At 42.3% G+C, this 16,762-nt stretch carries 13 protein-coding genes and 1 tRNA gene; 12 read left to right on the top strand and 2 right to left on the bottom strand.

What is annotated here, in order from left to right; translation table 11 throughout:
* Nucleotides 1-190: 190 nt before the first annotated feature.
* Nucleotides 191-559 (top strand): desulfoferrodoxin family protein, encoded by a 369-nt coding sequence (locus tag HMPREF1505_RS01840; protein WP_009010935.1) that lies wholly within the window; start codon nucleotides 191-193, stop codon nucleotides 557-559.
* 231 nt (nucleotides 560-790) lie between these two features.
* Here the strand turns inward: HMPREF1505_RS01840 and HMPREF1505_RS01835 are convergent.
* A tRNA-Asn gene (locus tag HMPREF1505_RS01835) sits at nucleotides 791-864 on the bottom strand.
* A gap of 196 nt (nucleotides 865-1,060) precedes the next feature.
* On the opposite strand from HMPREF1505_RS01835, the gene HMPREF1505_RS01830 reads away from it, so the two are divergent.
* From HMPREF1505_RS01830 to HMPREF1505_RS01785, 10 genes are all read left to right on the top strand, one after another.
* Nucleotides 1,061-2,809, top strand: a complete 1,749-nt coding sequence (locus HMPREF1505_RS01830) for a S41 family peptidase (protein WP_013264281.1) — start codon at nucleotides 1,061-1,063, stop codon at nucleotides 2,807-2,809.
* A gap of 332 nt (nucleotides 2,810-3,141) precedes the next feature.
* Nucleotides 3,142-4,371 carry a S9 family peptidase gene (locus HMPREF1505_RS01825; RefSeq protein ID WP_036921959.1) on the top strand — a complete coding sequence of 410 codons (1,230 nt, stop codon included), beginning with the start codon at nucleotides 3,142-3,144 and terminating at the stop codon, nucleotides 4,369-4,371.
* Between the two features lie 388 nt (nucleotides 4,372-4,759).
* Nucleotides 4,760-5,227: a ribosome assembly cofactor RimP gene (gene rimP / locus HMPREF1505_RS01820; RefSeq protein ID WP_004358718.1), complete on the top strand. Its 468-nt coding sequence runs from the start codon at nucleotides 4,760-4,762 to the stop codon at nucleotides 5,225-5,227.
* A gap of 4 nt (nucleotides 5,228-5,231) precedes the next feature.
* Nucleotides 5,232-6,497: a transcription termination factor NusA gene (gene nusA / locus HMPREF1505_RS01815; RefSeq protein WP_036921634.1), complete on the top strand. Its 1,266-nt coding sequence runs from the start codon at nucleotides 5,232-5,234 to the stop codon at nucleotides 6,495-6,497.
* A gap of 135 nt (nucleotides 6,498-6,632) precedes the next feature.
* Entirely contained in the window at nucleotides 6,633-9,488 is a 2,856-nt protein-coding gene (infB, locus tag HMPREF1505_RS01810; RefSeq protein ID WP_036921629.1) for a translation initiation factor IF-2, read from the top strand.
* Between the two features lie 350 nt (nucleotides 9,489-9,838).
* Entirely contained in the window at nucleotides 9,839-11,284 is a 1,446-nt protein-coding gene (gene sufB / locus HMPREF1505_RS01805; protein ID WP_013264873.1) for a Fe-S cluster assembly protein SufB, read from the top strand.
* Nucleotides 11,285-11,302: 18 nt separating this feature from the next.
* A complete protein-coding gene (locus HMPREF1505_RS01800; RefSeq protein WP_036921625.1) occupies nucleotides 11,303-11,707 on the top strand; it encodes a hypothetical protein in 405 nt (134 codons plus the stop codon).
* A gap of 12 nt (nucleotides 11,708-11,719) precedes the next feature.
* A complete protein-coding gene (sufC, locus tag HMPREF1505_RS01795; RefSeq protein ID WP_036921622.1) occupies nucleotides 11,720-12,478 on the top strand; it encodes a Fe-S cluster assembly ATPase SufC in 759 nt (252 codons plus the stop codon).
* Between the two features lie 116 nt (nucleotides 12,479-12,594).
* Nucleotides 12,595-13,938 carry a Fe-S cluster assembly protein SufD gene (sufD, locus tag HMPREF1505_RS01790; protein WP_036921620.1) on the top strand — a complete coding sequence of 448 codons (1,344 nt, stop codon included), beginning with the start codon at nucleotides 12,595-12,597 and terminating at the stop codon, nucleotides 13,936-13,938.
* Nucleotides 13,939-14,014: 76 nt separating this feature from the next.
* Nucleotides 14,015-15,232 (top strand): aminotransferase class V-fold PLP-dependent enzyme, encoded by a 1,218-nt coding sequence (locus HMPREF1505_RS01785; protein ID WP_036921617.1) that lies wholly within the window; start codon nucleotides 14,015-14,017, stop codon nucleotides 15,230-15,232.
* A 95-nt stretch (nucleotides 15,233-15,327) separates the two neighbouring features.
* Here HMPREF1505_RS01785 and HMPREF1505_RS01780 read toward each other — a convergent pair whose 3' ends face one another.
* Complete coding sequence (locus HMPREF1505_RS01780; RefSeq protein ID WP_013264647.1) at nucleotides 15,328-15,609, bottom strand: hypothetical protein; 282 nt, start codon at nucleotides 15,607-15,609, stop codon at nucleotides 15,328-15,330.
* A gap of 167 nt (nucleotides 15,610-15,776) precedes the next feature.
* On the opposite strand from HMPREF1505_RS01780, the gene HMPREF1505_RS01775 reads away from it, so the two are divergent.
* Nucleotides 15,777-16,379, top strand: a complete 603-nt coding sequence (locus HMPREF1505_RS01775) for a ribonuclease HII (protein ID WP_036921614.1) — start codon at nucleotides 15,777-15,779, stop codon at nucleotides 16,377-16,379.
* Nucleotides 16,380-16,762 lie beyond the last annotated feature (383 nt).

Here is a 16,762-nt window from a genome sequence, read left to right as displayed (position 1 = left end):
GTGGGATAGGGTAGAGTTGATAAAGTTTTGATAGCTAATAAGGTAAGATATTGTGTAAATACAAGGTAGTCATTGTAGTGAATAAAGTCTTAAAGTATGTAAATTTTGTAATGTTTACAAGAGGAAAGTTTGTTTCTTTCGGAAAATAGATATATCTTTGCAGACATAAAACATTAAGAAATAATTTATTATGTCAAAGCGAAACGAATTATATAAGTGTTCAGAGAGTGGTCAGATCGTTGAAGTATTAGTAGGCGGTGAGTGTGGTGTTGCTGGTATGGAGCATGTAGTTGAGAATACTACTGATGCTGCTACCGAGAAGCACGTACCAGTTGTTGAGAAGATTGAAGGTGGTTACCGCGTAACTGTTGGTGAGGTTGAGCACCCAATGACAGAGGCTCACTCTATCCTTTGGATTGAGTTGGTAACTAACAACAACGAGGTACTCCGTAAGTATCTCGAGCCAACAGACCGTCCAGTAGCTGAGTTTAAGACTGATGCTACAGAGGTTTACGCACGTGAGTACTGCAACCTCCATGGTCTCTGGCGCTCAAAGTAAGAGCAACTTTTCAGACTTACATATAATAGTGGGTGTATGAGTCTTCTTAAAAAGGAGAGCATACACCCTTTTTCTTTTCTGTCTTCCTATACTTTCTGTTATTATATTAAGCCTAATATGCCCAATTAGGCTAATTAATCTTTTTCTCACATCTTGCTACAGAACTAACAGTAAAGTCTCTTGAAAGGTATAAAAACAAAAAAGGAATTACTTTCGTAATTCCTTTTGATGCGCTCCAGGATGGGCTTGAACCAACGACCCCCTGATTAACAGTCAGGTGCTCTAACCAACTGAGCTACTGAAGCAGTTTGTATTGCTTATTTCTTGTAAGCGGTTGCAAAGGTAGTATGTTTCTTTGAAACTGCCAAATGTTTTTGAAGAAAATTTTAAGAAAATCGTAATTTTCTTTATTTTCGTTGTTATTAAGGCGTGTTTTCCATTATAATAATGTACTTTTGTCCCGTTATAAGAACATTAAACAACAAACAGATATAATATATAATGAGAAAATTGTTTTTGGCTTTCGGACTCTGGTTGCTAACTTTCAGTGGGTCTGTTATGGCACAAAGCACTGCGGAGAAGGAGCATAACTTCAATGTCGCAAAGAATCTTGAGACTTTTTCGGCTATTTACAAGTATCTTGACTTGATGTATGTTGATAGCCTTAATGCCGACGAGGTAATCGGGACGGGTATCAATTACATGCTCCGTTCGCTCGACCCTTATACAATTTATTACCCAGAGGAGAAGGTGAAAGACCTCGACTTGATGATTTCGGGTAAGTATGCAGGTGTCGGTGCATTGATTCGTTATAATTTCTTATTGAAGAATACGGTGATTGATGAGCCATACGAGAATATGCCTGCTGCGGAAGTTGGTTTGAAGAAGGGTGATGTCATCCTTGCTATTGGCGATTCGTCAATGGTGGGTAAGGATGTTGCATACGTCAGCAATCATCTACGTGGCGATGCTGGTACAACCTTTATCCTGACTATTCAGCGCCCGTCAGTGAATAAGAAGATGAAGTTTAAGATTACTCGTCGTTCTATTCAGCTCCCTGCCGTACCTTATTATGGTGTGCAGGATGGTGGAGTGGGATATCTGAATCTTAACTCTTTCACAACGGGATGTGCTAAGGATGTACGTCGTGCCTTCCTTGATATGAAGAAACAGGGTATGACCTCACTTGTCTTCGACCTCCGTAACAATGGTGGTGGTAGTTTGCAAGAGGCGGTTAACATCGTAAATATGTTTGTACCGAAAGGGATTACACTGGTGAAGACGGTGGGTAAGATGGAACGTGCAAACAAAGAGTATAAGACGACAGTTGAACCTATTGACACCGTTATGCCGATTGTTGTGTTGGTGAATGATGAGACTGCGAGTGCCAGTGAGATTACCAGTGGTAGTCTGCAAGACCTTGATCGTGCGGTAGTTCTCGGTACACGAACCTATGGTAAGGGACTTGTACAGGTGTCAATGGATCTTCCTTATAATGGAAACTTAAAACTCACATCGAGTAAGTATTATATCCCAAGCGGACGCTGTATACAAGCAATCAACTATAAGCATGCAAATGGCGGATATACTGAGCATGTACCAGACTCGCTAACACATGTGTTCCACACGGCAAACGGACGTGAGGTGCGTGATGGTGGTGGTATCAAGCCAGATGTTGAGGTGCGTCCAGACTCTCTACCAAACATAGCTTTCTATCTTGCTTCTTCTGGACGCGATTCAACAGAGGTAATGTGGAATTGGGAGTTGCAGTATTTGAAGAAGCATCCTACTATTGGTCCTGCAAAGACATTTGTTATTTCAGATGCTGACTTTGAAGACTTCAAGCAAGCAGTGTTGAAGAGTGGTTTCAAGTATGACCGTGAGAGTAAGAAATACTTGGAGAATCTTGTGAAGTTGGCTAAGTTCGAAGGCTATTATGATGATGCGAAAGGTGAGTTTGATGCCTTAGAGAAGAAGTTGAATCATAATCTTGCTAAAGACCTTGATTATAACAAGCAAACCCTGAAAAAGGTGTTGACGAGCGACCTCGTTTCTGCTTATTATTACCAGAAAGGCTCCTTGGAGAATAGTCTGCAGTTTGATAAGCAGTGGAAAAAGGCTGTGGAAATCTTGAAGAATCCAGCAGAGTATAAGAAACTCTTGCAGCCTGTTGTTGGTCAGCCTTTGGTTAAGCTCGAACCAGCAAGCAATGTAGCTGTTGATAAAAAGCAGAAGTCAAAGGCGAAATAAAGGGAACTTTTTAATAAAAGGAATAAGGCTTATGAGTTCAAGTGGAACTTATAAGCCTTATTCTTATATAGTCATTTTGTGTGTTTATTTATGGGTTACTTGTCATGTTAATGAACTGCTTTTTGATAGATAATTCTCTTTATATATGAAATATTTTCTTTTAGAGGGATTGACTTATATGTCTTTTTTCTTTATCTTTGCCCTGTGGGAACCTTACTTGCTTGTTATTCAGTGCCAAGGCAAGTGGAGGATGGATGTGAGAACGAGACTTGAAAAAGTTTTTTAAAGTACTTGTTTTGCCTAAAACAGTTTGTACTATAAATTTGATGAATATGAAAAAGAAGATTCTGCTCTTATGTTTGTTGTTTTCGTGGGTTGGAGCTTTTGCACAGAAACCTATGGAAGGAGTGTGGATGGGTAAGTTGAATCTTGGTCCACAATTGTTGACTATTGTGTTACATGTGAATTGTGATGCACAAGGAAAGGTTGAATGTACGCTCGATAGTCCTGATCAAGGGGCAAAGGGGATAGCGGTAGAAACAGATTACTGCTCGTCTGATTCTATCAGTATAAGCCTCGCAAGTTTGGCTCTCAGCTATCAAGGAAAATTGAAAGGGGACGAGATAGTCGGTACTTTTACCCAGGGGCAACCCTTTCCATTAACCTTGAAACGAGGAGAGGAGAAACTAAATCGTCCGCAGAACCCTGTAGCTCCCTATCCATATAAGACAGAAGAAGTGACGTTTAATAATGTGACAGATAAGGCAACACTTGTTGGGACACTCTCATACCCTATTGGTTATAAGAAAGGACAGACCCCTGTTGTGTTGATGGTTACTGGGAGTGGGCAGGAGAACAGAGATGAAGAAGTCTTCGATCATAAGCCTTTCCTTGTTATAGCAGACTATCTGGCACGGAATGGTGTAGCCACTTTGCGTTATGATGATCGTGGTTTTGGTAAATCAACAGGCGGAGATGTGGAACATGCAACGACGCTTGATTTTATGCGAGATGCAATGAGTGGCGTTGAATTTCTGCGTACGTCAAAGCTTTTTGGTAAGGTTGGCGTACTCGGACATAGTGAAGGAGGCTCTATAGCTTTCATGTTGGGAGCGAAAGGGAAAGTAGATTTCGTTATTAGTATGGCTGGTGTTGGCGTGAAAGGAGATACAGCTTTGACAGCTCAAACGAATATAATGCTTGAACTTGCAGGGCAATCAATGCGACTCACTACACAGCAATACCGTATGAATGCTTCTTTAAAGAAGTCTCCTTGGCTGAATTTCTTTATTGATTATGATCCATCTGGGGATATTTCAAAGACGTTTTGTCCTGTTATGGCTATTAATGGTAATCGTGATATTCAAGTAATCTCATCGCTGAATCTTACAGGAATTAAGGCTCATCTAAAGAATAATCCCAAAAACGTTATCAAAGAGTATCCATCGCTTAACCATCTTTTCCAACACTGTAAGACCGGAAATGTTTCGGAGTATAGGATGATCGAAGAAACGATCTCGCCAGAAGTCTTGGAAGATATCGTTCGTTTTATCAAACAATAAATACAGAATTCGCAGTTTATTTAGAATTGATAAGTGGTGATATGTGCTTATATACAGTTGATTTAGTGGTCTTTATATGTGTAGTTCCTATCTTTTAGTTATCTAAAGGAAGTTTTGCATAGAATTATTTTCATGAAAGGAAGAATTTATTTTCATGAGAAAAAATATTTTTCTTCACGAAAAGAAATATTTTCTTTCATGAAAGAATTTAGAATTCGAAGATTTCTTAGGGGAAGAAAGACCTTGGATATATTTCATCTAAATCGCTTATAAGCAGATAAAAAAGCCGTAAAACATTTGGAATGTGGCAAAAATATTTGTAACTTTGCAAACGTTCAGAGGAATGAGGGGCTTTTAATAGTCCCTCATTTTTCATATTAAAACACTTATGATAGATAAAAACGTTGTAAAAAGTCTTGTTGACGAGTGGCTGGAAGGTAAGGAGTACTTCCTTGTTGACATTCAAATCAGTTCTGACGATAAGATTGTCGTTGAGATTGATCATGCCGATGGCGTGTGGATTGAAGATTGTGTAGAGTTGAGCAAGTATATCGAAGATCGTCTCTCACGTGATGAAGAGGATTACGAACTTGAGGTAGGTTCTGCAGGATTGGGTCAGCCTTTCAAAGTTCCTCAGCAGTATCAGAACTTCATTGGTAAGGAAGTTGAGGTACTCGGTAAGGACGGAAAGAAAGTCAAAGGCATATTGAAGAGCGTTGATGGTAACGACTTTGTTGTTGCAGTCAATGAGAAGGTACAAGTGGAAGGTAAGAAACGTCCAGTGAAGATGGACGTAGACCATGCGTACAAGATGGATGAAGTAAAATATACAAAATACATAATAAGTTTCAAGTAAAGCTATGGCAGCAAGAAAAATAGAAGAAGAACGTCCGAATATGATCGAGACCTTCAAGGAGTTTAAAGACACCAAGAGCATCGATCGTACTACATTGGTGAGCGTTTTGGAGGAGAGCTTCCGCAATGTACTCGCTAAGATTTTCGGTAGTGACGAAAACTTCGACGTGATTGTAAACCCTGATAAGGGCGACTTCGAGATTCACCGTAACCGTGTGGTTGTGGCTGATGGTGAAGTTGAGGATGAGAATAAGGAAATTAGCCTTACAGATGCACGTAAGATAGAGGCAGACTATGAAGTAGGTGAGGATGTAAGTGAGGAGGTTGACTTCAATAAGTTCGGTCGCCGTGCTATCTTGAACCTTCGTCAGACTTTGGCTTCTAAGATTCTTGAGCTGGAGCATGATTCTCTCTATAACAAGTATAAGGATCGTGTTGGTCAGATTATCTCTGGTGAGGTTTATCAGACTTGGAAGCGTGAGGTTCTGCTTGTTGACGAAGAGAATAATGAGTTGATTCTCCCTAAGGGTGAGCAGATTCCACGTGATCAGTATCGTAAGGGCGAGACAGTTCGTGCGGTGATTCATCGTGTTGACAATGAGAATAACAATCCAAAGATTATCCTCTCACGTACTGCTCCAGAGTTCCTTGAGCGTCTGCTTGAAGCTGAAGTGCCTGAAATCAACGATGGTTTGATAGCTATTCGTAAGATTGCTCGTATGCCTGGTGAGCGTGCAAAGATTGCAGTTGAGAGCTTTGATGAGCGTATTGACCCAGTAGGCGCTTGTGTTGGTGTACGTGGTAGTCGTGTTCATGGTATCGTTCGTGAACTTTGCAACGAGAATCTCGACGTTATCAACTGGACTGCAAATACAAAACTCTTTATTCAGCGTGCGCTTGCTCCTGCAAAGGTGAGTAGCTTAACTATTGATGAGGAGAATAAGAAGGCTGAGGTTTACTTGCAGCCAGAGGAGGTAAGTCTTGCGATTGGTCGTGGCGGTATGAACATCAAGTTGGCAAGTATGCTGACAGGTTATACCATCGACGTATTCCGTGAACTTGACGAACAGAATGCTGAGGAGGATATTTACTTGGATGAGTTCTCTGATGAAATTGATCAGTGGGTTATCGATGCCATTAAGGGTATCGGACTTGACACAGCGCGCCAGGTACTCAACGCTCCACGTGAGATGCTGATTGAAAAGGCAGACTTGGAGGTAGAGACTGTTGATAGCGTGTTGAACGTATTGAGATCAGAGTTTGAACAGTAAAAGGTGATTGGTTGGTGGGTGATGGCTGTTGACTGAAAGCTAACGGGTGTGACTATTCAGCAACTCCATGTTCGGAACCCCTCTCTACCAAAAGGCATATCAACAACCAACACCCTACACCGAAAAATAAAGTTAATGAGCATCAGATTAAACAAAGCAATTCGTGAATTGAATATAGGACTCCAAACGGCAGTGGAGTTCTTAGAGAAGAAGCCAGAGTTAGGCGAGGTGAAGAACGAGCTTAACTTTAAGCTAAGCGAGGGTCAGTATAAAGCTCTCGTAGATGCCTTCAATAATGATAAGGAGGTAAAGAAGGACGCTGCTAAGCTTTTGCAGAAGAAGACTAAAGAGAAGAAAAGCGCTGCAGAACATAAAGGCGAAGCAGTCATGAAGGCTGAGCGTCAGCAGTATAAACCAGTCGGAAAGATGGACCTTGATCAGCTGAATAAGACAGCTGCAAAGAAAGCTGCTGCTCCTGTTGAGAATAAACCTACCCCTGCTGCTGCCGTAGAACCTGCAGAGGAGAAGAAAAAGGTAGAGAAACATGATGCAAGCAAGAAGCCTGCTGTAAAAAAAGAAGAGGCTAAACCTGTAGCTCCAAAGGTTGAGAAACCTGTTGAAGTAAAGGCTGAGCCTAAGAAGAAAGAAGCTCCTGTAGCTAAGGCTGAGGTAAAGGCTGAGCCTAAGGTGCAGGCTGAACCTGCAGCTTCTAATACTCCAGCTGAACCTGCAGCTGCAGAGGAGAAGAAAGATAATGGTTTGTTCCAGACCAAGAATGAGAAGAAGATCTTAAATACACCTAAGGTGAATGTCTTAGGTAAGATTGACCTCAGCACTTTGAACCAGAGTACCCGCCCTAAGAAGAAGAGTAAGGAGGAACGCCGTAAAGAGCGTGAGGAGAAAGCTGGTCAGGGTAATGGTCAGGGCAAGAAGAAACGCGTTCGTATTAACAAGGAACGTGTTGATATCAATGCTGCCGCTAATCAGCAGCAGAACCAGAATGGTAAGAAAGGCAATAACAACAATGGCGGTGGCAACAAGAATGCGGGTAAGAAGAACCGCAATCGTAATCAGAAGCCTTTAGAGGTTGATGATGAGGCTGTAGCACGCCAGGTAAAGGAGACACTTGCACGTTTGACAAGCAAGAGTCAGAATAAGAAGGGTGCTAAATACCGTAAAGAGAAGCGTGATGCTGTTCAAGAACGTCTGAATGCAGAGGCAAAGGCAGAACGCAAGGAAAGTAAGATATTGAAGTTGACAGAGTTTGTTACTGTTTCAGAGTTGGCAACAATGATGAATGTTCCTGTAACAAATGTCATCTCGACCTTGATGTCTGTAGGTATCATGGTGTCTATCAACCAGCGTCTTGATGCAGAGACTATCAACCTTGTTGCTGATGAGTTCGACTTCAAGACAGAGTATGTTAGTGCTGAAGTACAGGAAGCTGTTAGTGAAGAGGAGGATGATGAGAACGATCTCGTGTCACGTGCTCCAATCGTGACTGTCATGGGTCATGTTGACCATGGTAAGACTTCTTTGCTCGACCATATCCGTAATACGAATGTAATTGCTGGTGAGGCAGGTGGTATTACCCAGCACATCGGTGCTTATGGTGTGACACTTGAGAATGGTCGTAAGGTTACCTTCCTTGATACTCCAGGTCACGAAGCATTTACTGCTATGCGTGCTCGTGGTGCACAGGTTACTGATATTGTGATTATCATCATTGCTGCAGACGACTCTGTGATGCCTACTACCAAGGAGGCTATTGCTCATGCACAGGCAGCAGGTGTTCCTATGGTCTTTGCAATCAATAAGATTGATAAGCCAGGAGCTAATCCTGATAAGATTCGTGAAGACTTGTCACAAATGAATCTGCTCGTTGAAGAATGGGGTGGTAAGTATCAGTGTCAGGAAATCAGTGCTAAGAAGGGTATCGGGGTGAACGAACTTCTTGATAAAGTTCTTCTTGAGGCTGATATGATGGATCTCAAAGCTAACCCTAACCGTAAGGCTACAGGTACTATCATTGAGTCTTCACTTGATAAGGGTCGTGGTTATGTAAGTACGGTTCTTGTATCTAATGGTACTTTGAAGATTGGTGATAATGTTATCGCTGGTACTTCATGGGGTCGTATCAAGGCTATGTTCAATGAGCGTAACCAGCGTATTGAGAGTGCTGGACCAGCAGAGCCTGCAATTATCCTCGGTCTGAATGGTGCACCAACAGCAGGTGATACCTTCCATGTTATGGAGACAGAGCAGGAGGCACGTGAGATTGCAAACAAGCGTGAACAGTTGCAGCGTGAGCAAGGCTTGCGTACACAGACTCGTCTTACCCTGTCTGATATCTCTCACCGAATTGCTCGTGGTGAGTTCCATGAGATGAATATCATTGTGAAGGGTGATACTGATGGATCTATCGAGGCATTGTCTGACTCATTCATCAAACTATCAACTGAGAAGGTTAATGTTAACGTTATCAGTAAGGCTGTAGGTCAGATTTCTGAGAACGATGTAATGTTGGCATCAGCTTCAGACGCTGTTATCGTCGGCTTCCAGGTTCGTCCTTCTGCTGATGCACGCCGTTTGGCTGACCGTGAGGGTGTAGAAATCAATACTTACTCTGTCATCTATGATGCTATCGACGATGTTAAGTCAACGATGGTAGGTATGCTTGACAAGGTGAAGAAGGAGATTGTCACTGGTCAGTTTGAGGTTAAACAGGTCTTCAAGATTTCCAAGGTTGGAACTGTTGCCGGTGGTATGGTTACTGAAGGTAAGGTTCACAGCAAGGATAAAGGTCGCGTAGTCCGTGACGGAATCGTTATCCATACAGCTCCTATTGATGCTTTGAAGCGTTATAAGGACGATGTGAAGGAGGTCGCTACAGGACTTGAATGTGGTATCTCACTTGTCAACTACAATGATTTGCAGGTGGGTGATATCATCGAAACCTTCACGGAGATTGAGGTTGAACAGAAATTGTAACAATATAAAAACCGTCTTTTCTCCATCAAAGGAGTAAAGGCGGTTTTTCTTCATGGTAACAAATGTTGCCATTGGTCTTTGTGGCATACATATTGTATGTTCACAGAGTGTATCTAAGTATTGAGAATAGAGACGGTGGGAACTAAGAACTTATTGCTGGATGAATTGAAACGATAGGTTTAAATGAATTAAACAATAGGTATAGGAAAGACAGATAGTGTATTTGGATGGGCTAAACGTTAGAGGTAAAGAAGCATACTGAAAAGGTAGGTATTCTCTTTAACCCTTCTAACTCCCTCTAACTCTTTTGACTCCTGAGTATTCTCCCTCTCTTTAATCACAAAAAACAAATGTCTGAGAACAAGAATAATGAATTTGTAAAGAAAGTCGCAGAGCAGAAGTATGAGTTCGGCTTTACGACTGATGTACATACGGAGGTCATTCCGAAGGGTCTGAACGAAGATGTCGTTCGACTTATTTCGCAGAAGAAAGGGGAACCAGAGTGGCTCCTCGATTTTCGTTTGAAGGCTTTCCGTTACTGGCAGACACTCCCTATACCAACGTGGGGGCACTTACATTTGCCAGAGTTACATCTGCAGGATATCTCCTATTATGCTGATCCATTAGCGAAGAAGCCTAAGAACAAGGAGATTGATCCAGAGTTAGCAAAGACTTTTGATAAGTTAGGTATTCCATTGGAAGAGCGTCTTGCTTTGAGTGGTACGGCAGTTGATGCCATTATGGACTCGGTGTCAGTGAAGACTACTTTTAAGAAGCAGTTGGCTGAGAAGGGTATCATCTTCTGCTCTATCGGTGAGGCAGTTCAGGAGCATCCTGACTTGATACGTAAGTATCTCGGAAGCGTAGTTCCTTATCGTGATAACTACTCTGCAGCACTTAACTCTGCGGTGTTCAGTGATGGTTCCTTTGTATATATCCCTAAGGGCGTTCGTTGTCCAATGGAACTTAGTTCGTATTTCCGTATCAATGCGGTTAATACTGGTCAGTTCGAACGTACATTGATTGTAGCTGATGATGATTCGTATGTTAGCTATCTTGAGGGCTGTACTGCTCCTATGCGTGACGAGAATCAGTTGCATGCAGCAGTCGTTGAAATCGTTGTCTTGGACAATGCAGAAGTAAAATACTCTACTGTTCAGAACTGGTATCCAGGTGATGAAAACGGTAAGGGTGGTGTCTTGAACCTTGTTACAAAGCGTGGTGAACTTCGTGGAGTGAACTCAAAGCTGTCATGGACACAGGTAGAGACAGGTTCGGCAATTACTTGGAAATATCCTTCTTGTGTGTTGAAGGGTGATAACTCACAGGCTGAGTTCTATTCGGTTGCTGTGACAAACAATTACCAAGAGGCTGATACGGGTACGAAGATGATTCACATGGGTAAGAATACCAAGAGTACAATCATCTCTAAGGGTATCTCTGCTGGCCATAGTCAGAACTCTTATCGTGGCTTGGTTCGTGCTACAGCCAATGCTGAGAATGCCCGCAACTACTCAAGTTGTGACTCTCTTCTCTTAGGTTCTGACTGTGGCGCTCACACATTCCCTTATATGGACATCCACAACGATACTGCTATTGTTGAGCATGAAGCAACCACTTCGAAGATTAGTGAAGACCAGCTTTTCTATTGTAATCAGCGTGGTATTCCTACTGAAGATGCTGTTGGTTTGATTGTCAATGGTTATGCTAAGGACGTACTCAATAAGCTTCCTATGGAGTTTGCGGTTGAGGCACAAAAACTACTCTCTGTAACACTTGAAGGAACAGTAGGATAATATAACTGAATAAACAACATGCGAAAGGTCATTCTTATCACGTCTGGCTTGCTGCTTACAACAATGCTTCAAGCCCAATCATGGCAGTTAAAACCATGGGAGAAGTATCTTATTGAGAAGCATGTGAAGCAGGATACAGCAATTACATGCCAGTCAGTGATGGGATTACCATCGACACCCAAGCCCTTTGAAACTCGTCTCTACCGTACAGTTACAGGCTCGGAGATGATAGGTAACCTACCACGTTACAAGAAAAAATCAAAGTCTTTCTTGGGTTATAATGACTCTGCGCCATCGCTTTTTGAAGAGCAGAGAGAACAAGAAAAAACAGAGAAGATGGCTCGTGGTGAGTATCATACCTCTGATTTCGTATTCGACATGTTGTTAGATTTCGTTAATATATTTTTAGTGAAGAAAAAATAAAGCAAAGATAATATGTTAGAAGTAAGAAACCTGCATGCAACCATCGCAGGAAAAGAAATATTAAAAGGTATCAACCTCACAATTAAAGATGGTGAGATTCATGCTATTATGGGTCCTAATGGATCTGGTAAGTCAACACTAAGTGCAGTACTTACAGGTAATCCTCTCTATGAGGTAACTGATGGTATGGCATTGTTTAATGGCAAGAATCTCTTGGAGATGAAGCCTGAGGATCGTTCTCATGAGGGACTCTTCTTGTCTTTCCAGTATCCAGTAGAGATACCTGGCGTAAGTATGACTAACTTCATGAAGGCTGCTATCAATGCAAAGCGTGCCTATGAGGGATTAGAGCCAATGAAGGCTGCAGAGTTTATGGCACTCATGCGTGAGAAGCGCCAGTTGGTTGGTATGGACTCAACACTCTCTCGCCGTAGTGTAAACGAGGGTTTCTCTGGTGGTGAGAAGAAGCGCAACGAGATTTTCCAAATGGCAATGTTGGAGCCAAAGCTTAGTATTCTTGATGAGACAGACTCAGGTCTTGACGTTGATGCTATGCGTATTGTAGCTGAGGGTGTAAACAAGATGCACAATGAAACGACTTCTGCTATTGTTATTACGCACTATGAGCGTCTGTTAGAGATGATTAAGCCAGATGTTATTCATGTGCTTTATAAGGGTCGTATCGTGAAGACTGCAGGTCCTGAACTTGCTAAGGAGATTGAGACACGCGGTTACGATTGGATTAAGGAAGAGGTTGACGCAGAGGATTAATGGTTGGCTTTAGAGTGTTTAGTTTTTATAGTTAACATAGTACTCATAGTTTACTTAGTTTTTCTATAATCTCTAATCTGCTATCCTTTAGATAAAACCTCCAAAAAGAAATTACAATGCAAAGCGAAAAACAATATATAGACCTCTATACAGAGGCGCAGCAACTCATCAAAGAGCATGCTGCACCTGTGCTCAATGAGGTACGCGATAAGGCTTTTGAAGACTTCCGTCGACAGGGCTTTCCTACCAAGAAGGTGGAACGCTATAAGTACACGGATATGCAGAAGCTCTTTGAACCTGATTATGGATTGAATCTCAACCGTCTTGAGATTCCTGTAAATCCTTATGAGACCTTCAAGTGCGATGTTCCAAATCTCAGCACTTCTCTTTATTTCGTAGTTAATGATCAGTTCTACAGTAAGGCTCTTCCAAAGGCAAAGCTTAATGATGGTGTCATTGTTGACAGTTTGAACCGTGTAGCAACTGAGCGTCCAGAGTTGGTTGCAAAGTATTATGGTCGTCTTGCCAATACTGAGGCTGATGCTATAACAGCTTTGAATACAATGCTTGCGCAAGATGGTCTTTTTATCTATGTGCCTAAGAATGTACAGCTTGAGCGTACCATACAAGTAATCAATATCCTTCGTTCAGATGTTGACTTGATGGTCAATCGTCGAGTACTCATTGTTCTTGAAGAAGGTGCTAAGGCGCAGTTCCTCTTCTGTGACCACGCTGCTGACGACCGTAACTTCCTTGCTACACAGGTAATCGAAGCCTATGTAGGAGCGAATGCCAATCTTGAGTTGAACTGTCTTGAGGAAACGCATGCAAAGAATGTACGCGTGTCGAATGTATATATTGAGCAGCAGCGTGATTCACGTGCAAGCCACAATGTCATTACATTGCATAATGGAGTTACTCGCAATATGCTCGACCTTGTTTTCAAGGGAGAGGGTAGCGAATGCTTCTGTAATGGTTGTGTGATAGCTGATAAGAGTCAGCACGTTGACAACAATACGCTTATCGACCATCAGGTACCTCATTGCACCAGTAACGAACTTTACAAGTACGTACTTGATGATAATGCAGTTGGTGCTTTCGCAGGTCGTGTGCTTGTTCGTAAGGGTGCGCAGAAGACGCTTTCACAGGAGAACAACCGTAACCTCTGCGCCAGCAAGACAGCTCGTATGTTCACCCAGCCTATGCTTGAGATTTATGCTGATGATGTTCAGTGTAATCATGGCTCAACAGTTGGACAGCTCAATGATGCCGCACTCTTCTACATGCAGCAGCGTGGTATTGATAAGAAAGAAGCAAAGCTCCTCCTTGAGTTTGCCTTTATCAATGAGGTAATCGACAAGATGGAACTTGAACCATTGCGCGACCGTCTCCACCATTTGGTAGAGAAGCGTTTCCGTGGTGAGCTTGATAAGTGTGAAGGTTGCGATTTGTGTAAGTAATTTGGTGTTAGGCTAATTGGGCTTATTAGCCTTATTAGCCCAATAAGCCTTATTAGCCCAACAAGCCCAATAAAAGATGTACGATATAACGAAAGTTCGGGAATCCTTCCCAATTCTCTCTCGCACCGTCCATGGTAAACCCCTAATTTATCTTGACAATGGTGCTACCACGCAGAAACCGCTCTGTGTGTTGGATGCTATGCGGGAAGAATACCTCAATGTAAATGCCAATGTGCACCGTGGTGTACACTGGATGTCACAACAGGCTACCGACTTGCACGAGGCAGCACGTGAGACAGTGCGGAAGTTTATCAATGCTCGTTCAACAACTGAGATTGTCTTCACACGTGGTACGACAGAGAGTTTGAATCTCGTTGCTTCCAGTTTTGTAGAAGGTTGTATGAAGGAGGGTGATGAAGTGATAGTTTCTACCATGGAACATCACTCAAACATTGTGCCTTGGCAGTTGCAGGAGCAGCGCAAGGGAATTGTGCTAAAGGTTATTCCAATGACCGATGAGGGTGAACTTCTGCTTGAAGAATACGAGAAACTCTTCACCGAACGTACAAAACTTGTTAGTGTAACGCAGGTAAGCAATGTTCTTGGCACCATCAATCCTGTAAAGGAGATGATTCGTATCGCCCACGAACACGGTGTTCCTGTAGTAGTGGATGGTGCGCAAAGCGTTCCTCACTTTGCCGTTGACGTGCAAGACTTAGATTGCGATTTCCTCGCCTTTAGTGGTCATAAGGTGTATGGTCCGACAGGTGTGGGCGTTCTTTATGGTAAAGAAGAGTGGCTCGACCGACTACCTCCATATCAAGGTGGTGGTGAGATGATAGAGCGTGTTAGCTTTGAGAAGACTACCTTCGAGCGCCCCCCTTTGAAGTTTGAGGCTGGAACACCTGATTATATTGCAACGCATGGACTTGCAACCGCCCTCGATTATGTTACTTCCTTGGGGATGGATAACATCCTTGCTCATGAGCAGGACCTCACACGTTATGCACTTCAGCAACTTCGTGAGATAGAGGGTATGCACATCTATGGACATCGTAATGACAGCGGGGATGCTGTTATCAGTTTCAATGTCGGTGATATTCACCACATGGACCTTGGTACATTGCTCGACCAGTTAGGTATTGCTGTCCGCACGGGTCATCATTGTGCACAACCTTTGATGGATCGCCTTGGTATCCTTGGTACTGTTCGTGCCTCCTTCGGATTATATAACACACGTGAGGAAGTGGATGCTTTGGTAGCAGGTATCAAGCGTATTGCAATGATGTTTTAAGGAAATAAGTAGATTTAAACAGGCGTTTATATGCGTTTCATTACGCTTATGAACGCCTGTTTTCTTGCAGATATACAAGGTATACACCGAGGTTCTTATCCCTTCTTGCATTTATAAAGGCTGAAGACAAACCAAATAAGGAAGACTCCTTGTAATAGTAATGATGAAACAATCGGGAATATAGTCAGAATCAAAGCCAACTGAGCTTGCGTGATATAGGAAGCCTGCTTGCTACTCACTTCCCGTTCGAGGACAGAGCTGTAATAATTACGTAGCCACTCTACTGGAGTTTGGAACCATGCAGCTGCGTCTGCGAAGAAACGACTAAGCTCGTTGTACGATGCGTTACGCTCTGTGAGAATCAATTCTTTTTTCATATTCTTTGTTCTTTAATTGTTGCTATATATAAATGATGTGTAAAACATTCCTTGGTTTACGTTTGCAAAAGTAGTTGCATGTTGTGCAAGGAATGTTCACTCTGCAAAAAATATTTGTTATATAAGATTAAAACGAAAGGTTCTTTAACTTTTAAAACCTATTGCTCATGCTGAAAAGTCATTATTATGAAAGCCTAATAGAGGCTGGTTGCGACGAAGCAGGCAGAGGATGCCTTGCTGGAAGTGTCTATGCTGCAGCCGTTATCCTACCACCCGATTATCAGAATGAGTTGTTAAACGACTCAAAGAAGCTGACGGCTAAGAAACGTTATGCACTTCGTGAGGAAATTGAGCGAGATGCTATTGCATGGGCAGTGGGTATCGTTACGCCTGAAGAGATAGATAAGATAAATATTCTCAACGCCTCTTTCTTGGCTATGCACCGAGCGTTGGACCAGTTGAGTGTACGTCCAGAAGCTGTTATCGTTGATGGTAATCGTTTTAAGCCTTACCAAGATCTACCTTCAACAACCATAGTTAAAGGAGATGGGAAGTATCTTTCCATTGCAGCTGCCTCAATCCTTGCCAAGACTTATCGTGATGACTATATGCTCTCCTTGGCTGAGGAATATCCGCAGTATGACTGGCAGTCAAATATGGGTTATCCAACGAAGAAGCATCGTCAGGCTATTCGGGAACATGGTATCACACCTTATCATCGCAAAAGTTATAACCTTTTGGGTGATGGGCAGCTCTCTTTTGACTTCTAAACCTAATTGAGTATATGATTCTAAACAGATTTTATTGTATTGTCAAGCATCTTGTCTGTTATTGTAACGCCAGCATAGTGTACTAACATCAAGTTACAAAGACAGACAAGATGCTGATAAGAACCTACAATCTGTTAGGTAACTATATTATAGTGGGTTTTGTCTTATGATTCAATTTGAGTGAAGTCTGTTTGTGACTCCATCCTTCTCAATCAATTGACTTGCAACTTTTCTGGTTCTTCCGAAATATGGAGTGATAAATTAAAACGCTTATATAATAAGGCACATAGAGCTATGGAGAGGACGGAGATAAAGGCAATATCACGGAGGTGCCGATGGCACAAAGAGCGACGGAGGTATAGCGTACAGATTTCTAATGATTC

Source organism: Prevotella sp. ICM33 (genome assembly GCF_000517825.1).
GTDB lineage: Bacteria > Bacteroidota > Bacteroidia > Bacteroidales > Bacteroidaceae > Prevotella > Prevotella melaninogenica.
The sequence above is the reverse complement of the archived record's forward strand: the minus strand, read 5'-3'. Positions and strand labels throughout refer to the sequence as shown.